An 8,135-nucleotide genomic window follows, 5' to 3' on the forward strand; every position below is an offset into this window, starting at 1 on the left:
TGCCATACCCGATGCAGAGATTTCCGGCAATGGGCTGTCCGTTTCACCAATTCGCGAGGAAGACAGCGACAGGATTACCACACTTAGTCGTAAGTTATACATGCTGGTCCCCCGCATCAGGATCACCAGCCTGCTTGCTGAAGTCCATAGCTGGACCCGTTTCCTCGATTGTTTCACCCATTATCGCACCGGAGAACAGGCAGAAGACGAAGCGTCGCTCATGGCTGCGATCTTGGCCGATGCGACTAATGCAGGAGCTGAACGAATGGCGCAGAGTTCACGTGGTGTGACCATTCACCAGATGATGGTAATGGTGGATCGTCATTTACGCGCTGAAACCTATGCAGCGGCAACCTCGGTACTGGTCGATGCGCAACAGGAACATCCTTTTGCCGCAATCTGGGGAGATGGTCATGTATCATCCTCGGACGGGCAATTTTTCCCAGCAGGCGGGCGTGGTGAAGCCAGCCTTGAATACAACGCAAAATACGGCAAGCGGCCAGGTGCGTCGATTTATGGCTTTCTGTCTAACCGGTTTGCGTCCTTTTTCTCCAGAATGATCCAGGCCTCTGAGAGTGAGGCTCCTTACGTACTCGACGGTTTGCTTCACAATGAAAGTTCAGTGGAAATTCATGAGCATGCCACCGATACTGCCGGTGCGACAGAAACAACATTTTCGATGTTTCATTCCTTTGGCTACAGGCTCATTCCCCGCATTCGCAACCTTGGGAGTCGCAGACTGTACGTCATTACTCCCTCCGAGGATTACAGGCCACTTGATGCTCTGATAGCCGGAAGGGCCAGGATGGATGTTATAGAGCAACACTGGGATGAGGTACTGCGGCTTAAGGCTTCGATCGGAGCAGGTCTGGTGCCACCGTCTGTGATACTGAAAAAGCTGGCGGCGTCCCCCAGACAAAACCGGCTCAACCAGGCCCTGCGGGAAATGGGACGCATTGAACGCTCTATTTTTATCTGCGACTGGCTGCTCGATATCCGCTTACGTCGCAGATCACATGCCATCCTCAACAAAGGCGAAAGCCGCCATGCCCTTGCCCGCGCCATTTTTCTTCACCAACTTGGCGAACTCCGTAACAGGGCAGCCGAGGCTATGGCTTACAGGGCATCTGGCCTCAACCTTGTTGTTAATGCAATAGTCCTGTGGAACACGGTCTATCTCAGCCGGGCTGTTGATTACGTTCGCAGTCAGGGGATCATCATACCGGAAGAGTTGTTGTCCAGCGTGGCACCGCTACCGTGGGGTCATATCTCGCTCACCGGAGATTACCTGTGGAACGAAATTGACCGCCCCCTTGAACGATACAGACCCGTTCGGACTAAGCGCTTCAATCCAAAGAACTTCAATTTTCCTTAGCGGGTGTTATTGCTGAAATGACCACGGAACCCCTAATCGCAATACTGTAATGTTACTCCATCTAATTTAGTCAACTGCCTCTGAATATTGTTGATAGCCTCTGATTGATAATCACGAATACCTGATTGAGTCTGTGTTACTCCAGCATACCCAGCAAACCATTTACCCGCGTAACTACAATTAAACCCAACCCAACCGGTTAAATGGGGTATTTCAGTTTTATTATTTTTTATTTCGTAATATTTTTCTCCCGAAACTGATGTTGGTGGTTTCCATCCAGCTAACAAAGCTATCCACATTTCAATCAAATATTCGTGGCTATCAGCAGCAATAATTGTACCAGTGTGAAAATTATTTATGTAACTAACCATATTCATCCCACCTGCGAAGGGTTCAACATAAGCAACATCTGTCGTTAAATGATCTAAGATGAATGGCGCAATATATTTTGCTATTCTCGATTTACTACCCATGTATTTCAATGCGTTGGATTCCATTTAAGTTTTATGCATTCGTGATCGTTTAAAATTGCCAGAACTCAAATTAAGAACACAATAAATTAATCTGACTCAGACGGTTGCTTTCTTTAATGACAGCGTATCGATCAGAGAATAAAAGGTAATAATTCGTATTATCAAGTTGGTGTGGGCAGACAAAATAGTTGTTAAACTTGGGCTAACGAACTAAATAATATTCCAAAATAGTGCTACACTTTGTACAGCGTAAGTTCTTTGAACTCAAATAGTTGAAGTCAATATGTGTAGCAGCATTATGAGATCCTATTTAGCTTATTAACCTTATTGTCATCCCACAATATTCTTTAATGGAATAAAAATGTAACACCATTGACATATTTAGTTTATACAATTATATTTAAATTTGAAAAATAATTCATTCATATTTTTCTCTACCATTAAACAACATATAAAATCCGTTGGATTTCCCTAACCTTATAAAAGGTTAGGGTTATTTTTGTTGTATCATACAGATAATCTGAAAAATATAAGGGGAAAGAAGGGTGAGTTTGGGTTAAAAAAAGTGTCAGGTTTTTTACCTAACACTTTTAAATATTGAATTACAAGAAAAGAGTAACATTAACTATTAAAAATCTTATTTTCTAATCCATCTAGCCATGAAAGGAATTTGTTAAATTCTTTTTTTCCAAAATCCTCCATAGTATTAATCAACCTCGTTTTTATATTAGGTGCCGGCTTTTTTATGCCAGCGTCAATTACAGAGCCGAATAAATCTTTCATTATTTCCCCATAAAAGTTGCCGGCTTTATCCAGTGCTGTTTGATCATCTCCAGCACCGACAGCATAATGGAGTTCAGTATTATTAAGTTCTTTCATCATCTTTTTCCTAGTATTATAAGAAGATTAAAATTATTAATAAATTTAACCTTTTGATGTATAAACTACAAATTATATACACCAAAGTTAATTATATAACTCCGTATATAAACTCATAATAAACAAAAACATTGAATTTCCAAATTCCCCAATGTAAGGAGCGCTTATGGTGTCATTTCTTTCCGTACCAGAGTTGACCCCAGCGACATGAAAAATCCAATAATTTATTTGTTAATAAGTTAAACAGATAATTAATCAAACAGCTAATGGCCTATTCGGTAGATGAATAGGCCATTATTATAGGTATAAATTGTAATTATTCGGATTTACCTAAATAACATAAGGGGTCTGGCTTTTATAGGGTATATAAACACCATTAATCCATGAATATATAAATAAAAATATATTTCCTTGTATTTATAACTACTGTGAGTCTGCGCATATTTTTATCTGCCTATTTTTTCTAAGATACAAAGGTTGCTTATATTTTATCAAAGAAAAGGTTTTGATAATGAACAAAAATAAATTATTGATAGCAGCATCAATCTTTTTAACAATATTAATAATATCAACTAATTACGCAAAAAGCGCGTCTATATCATCATCAAGGGAAAATGGAGTCTTCTATGGAGTTGATTGGTGGTTTGGCGGTAAAGGCGGAGAAGGTGGTAAAGGCGGAGAAGGTGGTAAAGGCGGAGAATGTGGCAAAGGCGGAGAAGGCGGTAAAGGCGGAGAAGGCGGTAAAGGAGGAGAAGATGGCAAAGCCGGAGAAGATGGCAAAGCCGGAGAAGATGGCAAAGCCGGAGAATGTGGCAAAGGAGGAGAAGGCGGCAAAGGAGGAGAAGGCGGTAAAGGAGGAGAAGGCGGTAAAGGAGGAGAAGGTGGCAAAGGGGGGCTAGGGCAAATTCAATATGTTGATTTTTACACGGAGATCAATTAGCTATGATAAATAAAAAAATAGTTGCCGTTCTTATTATCAGTACATTTTCACTTTTAGCCTCAATAAGTAATTCAATGGCATCTTCAGTAAGAGGAGATGATGCTGGCTGGTTAGGTAATGGTGGTAATGGAACTGATGGTGATAGAGGAGGAAATGGTGGGATATTAGGAGGAAATGGGGGTAAAGGCGGGGACGGTAAATCAGGGCAAAATGGGGGGAATGGAGGAAAGGGAGGTCTGTTTGGAGGAAAGGGAGGAAAGGGTGGAAATGGTGGGCACGGAAATGCAGGGCAAAATGGAGGAAATGGAGGTAAAGGCGGGGATGGAGGTTTATTAGGTGGTAACGGAGGAAATGGTGGAAAGGGTGGAAATGGTGGGCACGGGAACGCAGGGCAAAATGGAGGAAAGGGGGGTAAAGGAGGAGTTGGAGGAAATGGGGGTCACATCGGACAAGGTGGCAAAGGAGGAGATGGTGGGAATGGAGGAAAGGGTGGGAATGGGAAATCTGGTTAAGATTAATCGTTTGTTCGATATTCCGCAGTCATGAATGTTGGGTTTATTATCATGTTATTAAATATGGAGATTTACTATGAAGAGTAAAAAACTTCTACAAATTTTATTAATTGCAATATTTTCACTTTCTGTTTCATCTGCAAGTATGGCAGGGGATGGAGGAGCAGGTGGTGCGGGTGGTAACGGTGGTAATGCTGGTATTGGTGGACATGGCGGGAATGGGGGAAATGCAGGTCATGGTGGAAAAGGAGGAAATGGCGGTAACGATAGTCACAGTAAAAATAATTCATCAAAGGGTAATGATAACTCATCAAAGGGTAATAACAACGGCAATCACAGTGGGAATGATAATGGAGTTAATAATGGAGGAAGTAAATAAATTTAAAACAATAGTCAAATAAATAATTAATTTTTATATTCAAGAGTATCATGTATTTTAAATATTTACATTAAACCCGACATTCCGCAGGGAATTTATAATTTATTAGTTTATTAGTTTATTAGTTTATTAGTTTATTAGTTTATTAGTTTATTAGTTTATTAGTTTATTAGTTTATTAAGGATCAATATTAATACAAAATACATACAAGTATTTAAGGAACAATATATTACATATGTCTGAGGATTGTCGGTTTAATACATATACCAATCTGTTACTTTTATATTGACAATGACAATTCAACCTTAGTGAACAACTTTTAATTTTATATAAAAAGAATGTTGGTCATGGATTTAAAATGGATAATGCCACTGGTCAGTTAGGTATGGCCGGGAAGTTCCCGGCCTGAATGAATGGGGAAAGTGACAATGAAAAAATTTCTCAAAGTATTTGGGCTCTTTTTGCTCACTTATCTGATCGCGCCCTTCTTCCAGAATGTGTCAGTGACCCCTTTTATCATCATTAAGTCACTGTGCTACTCTGCTCTGCTGGCGTTAGGTTATGTCTTTATTACCAGTTCTTGGTGGAAAAAGCATGTGCTAAAAATTAGATAATGAATAAAAGTAAAACGGTCAATATATTAATTGGGGTTTGTGGTAAAACTAGATCATAAACTTATAAGCCTCAAGTGCTTTCACCGTCATGGGGAGTCCCTGTTTTAAAAGCATATCTAAAAACTCACTTGTAGACATTGGTGGCTTTCTTAATGCTATACGCTGTTGTTTGACAGCCTCCAGTGCAATTGCATGGTTTAAATCAAAAAGGTCTGAAATAAACTCGTCCGGGTGAAGTGCTTCAATATCAAATTCAGCCAAAATATTGGCTGGAAAGTCTTTTAAGTTCGTGGTGACTATAACTTCTGCATTTGCACGTATGGCTGTAGCCAACACATGGCGGTCATCTTTATCTGGAAGTGCTAATCCTTCAATTAATGACTCAAACCCTGTGATATTGGCATCCGGCAAGGCTTTATTCATCAATGTTATTGTGTGTTCCAACGCTTCAGATTGTATATCAGGGCGTTGTCTCAGTAAGTTTCTTTTCCATTCGATTTGAATAGTGTCCGACCATTTGGGTTGGTACAAACCTGCCAGACCTAAGTGCATAAGTAGATCACGTAATCTTGCCGGGTAAAGAACACACGCATCAAGTACCACAGGGTAAGGGGAATGTTTCATCCTTAATAACCCAACTTAAGTTCTTGTGCCTGATCTGCCAGTTCTTGCATCGCAGCCAGACTATTAGCATCACGTTTCTTTTTGTATTCCATCAAGTCGGAAAATCGTACTCTACGATGCCTGCCTGTTTTATGATGGGGTAATTGCCCTTCCTCCAATAATTTCACCATATGAGGACGTGATATATTCATTATGTTTGCAGCTTCCTGCGTTGTTAGCTCAGCTTGCACTGGTACAATCTGTACAGCATTACCTATTGCCAACTCACCCAGTATTTCTATCAGCATAGTTAATGCTGAGGTGGGTAGTTCAATCTGATGCGAGGCGTTATCCGTACCTTGAATCGTGATCTGTTGAGTTTCCAGCTTGGTGGAAAGGAATACGGCCAGTTCTCGCTGACCACGTATTGCGGTTTCCCTTTCATGTTTTGCTGGAAGATTCAAATCGGTTAAGATTTTATTGCTCATATTTCATACCTCTATGTTAACATTTACTCCAATATTAATCGAAATAAACGAAAAACGCAATAAACGAAACACGTTTTTTACTTTGTGTCAAAGTCTTAAACAGATTTCCGACGACCAAAATACGTGTTCATGATATTGCTCACGGTATCCAATGGATCAAACCCCCTTTCTTTTGCTGCTGAAAAACTCAATTCTGCTTCCTGTCTTGCCTGTTCAGCTTCTCGGTCAACGCGATCACGGTAGGAAATACTTACCCCGGCATTTTTGCTGGTGGATCGTGACTGAGAACGCGATGATAAGAACGTCTGGCGTTTAACTAAGTTATTGAGTTTTTCCCTCAAGGTATTACGCTCAGCCTGTTTAATGTTCTCACTTTCTGCATGATCAAACGCTTTAGTTTTTGCCCGTTCAGCAAGGGCTGTTGTCCTTGTTTTTACATTGACAATAGATTGTTCCGGTTTAACGGGGTTCCGTGGTCATTTCAGCAATAACACCCGCTAAGGAAAATTGAAGTTCTTTGGATTGAAGCGCTTAGTCCGAACGGGTCTGTATCGTTCAAGGGGGCGGTCAATTTCGTTCCACAGGTAATCTCCGGTGAGCGAGATATGACCCCACGGTAGCGGTGCCACGCTGGACAACAACTCTTCCGGTATGATGATCCCCTGACTGCGAACGTAATCAACAGCCCGGCTGAGATAGACCGTGTTCCACAGGACTATTGCATTAACAACAAGGTTGAGGCCAGATGCCCTGTAAGCCATAGCCTCGGCTGCCCTGTTACGGAGTTCGCCAAGTTGGTGAAGAAAAATGGCGCGGGCAAGGGCATGGCGGCTTTCGCCTTTGTTGAGGATGGCATGTGATCTGCGACGTAAGCGGATATCGAGCAGCCAGTCGCAGATAAAAATAGAGCGTTCAATGCGTCCCATTTCCCGCAGGGCCTGGTTGAGCCGGTTTTGTCTGGGGGACGCCGCCAGCTTTTTCAGTATCACAGACGGTGGCACCAGACCTGCTCCGATCGAAGCCTTAAGCCGCAGTACCTCATCCCAGTGTTGCTCTATAACATCCATCCTGGCCCTTCCGGCTATCAGAGCATCAAGTGGCCTGTAATCCTCGGAGGGAGTAATGACGTACAGTCTGCGACTCCCAAGGTTGCGAATGCGGGGAATGAGCCTGTAGCCAAAGGAATGAAACATCGAAAATGTTGTTTCTGTCGCACCGGCAGTATCGGTGGCATGCTCATGAATTTCCACTGAACTTTCATTGTGAAGCAAACCGTCGAGTACGTAAGGAGCCTCACTCTCAGAGGCCTGGATCATTCTGGAGAAAAAGGACGCAAACCGGTTAGACAGAAAGCCATAAATCGACGCACCTGGCCGCTTGCCGTATTTTGCGTTGTATTCAAGGCTGGCTTCACCACGCCCGCCTGCTGGGAAAAATTGCCCGTCCGAGGATGATACATGACCATCTCCCCAGATTGCGGCAAAAGGATGTTCCTGTTGCGCATCGACCAGTACCGAGGTTGCCGCTGCATAGGTTTCAGCGCGTAAATGACGATCCACCATTACCATCATCTGGTGAATGGTCACACCACGTGAACTCTGCGCCATTCGTTCAGCTCCTGCATTAGTCGCATCGGCCAAGATCGCAGCCATGAGCGACGCTTCGTCTTCTGCCTGTTCTCCGGTGCGATAATGGGTGAAACAATCGAGGAAACGGGTCCAGCTATGGACTTCAGCAAGCAGGCTGGTGATCCTGATGCGGGGGACCAGCATGTATAACTTACGACTAAGTGTGGTAATCCTGTCGCTGTCTTCCTCGCGAATTGGTGAAACGGACAGCCCATTGCCGGAAATCTCTGCATCGGGTATGGCA

The 8,135-nt window shown here is 42.7% G+C and carries 10 protein-coding genes; 4 read left to right on the plus strand and 6 right to left on the minus strand.

Going from position 1 to position 8,135, the window contains the following annotated elements; genetic code table 11:
* Nucleotides 1-1,375, plus strand: a 1,375-nt coding sequence (locus tag Xvie_RS19410) for a Tn3 family transposase (protein ID WP_139838907.1), incomplete at its 5' end; no start/stop codon positions are given.
* A gap of 32 nt (nucleotides 1,376-1,407) precedes the next feature.
* On the opposite strand, the gene Xvie_RS19415 is transcribed toward Xvie_RS19410, so the two are convergent.
* Both Xvie_RS19415 and Xvie_RS19420 read right to left on the minus strand, forming a co-directional pair.
* Entirely contained in the window at nucleotides 1,408-1,872 is a 465-nt protein-coding gene (locus tag Xvie_RS19415) for a DNA adenine methylase (protein ID WP_086110766.1), read from the minus strand.
* A 597-nt stretch (nucleotides 1,873-2,469) separates the two neighbouring features.
* Nucleotides 2,470-2,727, minus strand: coding sequence for a hypothetical protein (locus Xvie_RS19420; RefSeq protein ID WP_086110767.1), 258 nt, complete (start codon nucleotides 2,725-2,727; stop codon nucleotides 2,470-2,472).
* Nucleotides 2,728-3,238: 511 nt separating this feature from the next.
* Between Xvie_RS19420 and Xvie_RS21230 the strand changes: the two genes are divergently transcribed.
* From Xvie_RS21230 to Xvie_RS19430, 3 genes are all read left to right on the plus strand, one after another.
* Nucleotides 3,239-3,667 carry a hypothetical protein gene (locus Xvie_RS21230; protein WP_208612642.1) on the plus strand — a complete coding sequence of 143 codons (429 nt, stop codon included), beginning with the start codon at nucleotides 3,239-3,241 and terminating at the stop codon, nucleotides 3,665-3,667.
* 2 nt (nucleotides 3,668-3,669) lie between these two features.
* On the plus strand, nucleotides 3,670-4,179 hold the full coding sequence (locus Xvie_RS21235) for a hypothetical protein (protein ID WP_139838909.1): 510 nt from the start codon (nucleotides 3,670-3,672) through the stop codon (nucleotides 4,177-4,179).
* Between the two features lie 76 nt (nucleotides 4,180-4,255).
* Nucleotides 4,256-4,558, plus strand: a complete 303-nt coding sequence (locus Xvie_RS19430) for a hypothetical protein (RefSeq protein ID WP_086110768.1) — start codon at nucleotides 4,256-4,258, stop codon at nucleotides 4,556-4,558.
* Nucleotides 4,559-5,220: 662 nt separating this feature from the next.
* On the opposite strand, the gene Xvie_RS19440 is transcribed toward Xvie_RS19430, so the two are convergent.
* From Xvie_RS19440 to Xvie_RS19455, 4 genes are all read right to left on the minus strand, one after another.
* Nucleotides 5,221-5,796, minus strand: coding sequence for a PIN domain-containing protein (locus Xvie_RS19440; protein WP_086110770.1), 576 nt, complete (start codon nucleotides 5,794-5,796; stop codon nucleotides 5,221-5,223).
* Nucleotides 5,797-5,798: 2 nt separating this feature from the next.
* Nucleotides 5,799-6,263, minus strand: a complete 465-nt coding sequence (locus tag Xvie_RS19445; RefSeq protein ID WP_086110771.1) for a helix-turn-helix domain-containing protein — start codon at nucleotides 6,261-6,263, stop codon at nucleotides 5,799-5,801.
* 95 nt (nucleotides 6,264-6,358) lie between these two features.
* Nucleotides 6,359-6,604 (minus strand): hypothetical protein, encoded by a 246-nt coding sequence (locus Xvie_RS19450; RefSeq protein WP_086110772.1) that lies wholly within the window; start codon nucleotides 6,602-6,604, stop codon nucleotides 6,359-6,361.
* A 156-nt stretch (nucleotides 6,605-6,760) separates the two neighbouring features.
* On the minus strand, nucleotides 6,761-8,135 hold a 1,375-nt coding region (locus tag Xvie_RS19455), incomplete at its 5' end, for a Tn3 family transposase (protein ID WP_139838907.1).

Origin of the sequence: Xenorhabdus vietnamensis, assembly GCF_002127535.1 — a bacterium.
GTDB lineage: Bacteria > Pseudomonadota > Gammaproteobacteria > Enterobacterales > Enterobacteriaceae > Xenorhabdus > Xenorhabdus vietnamensis.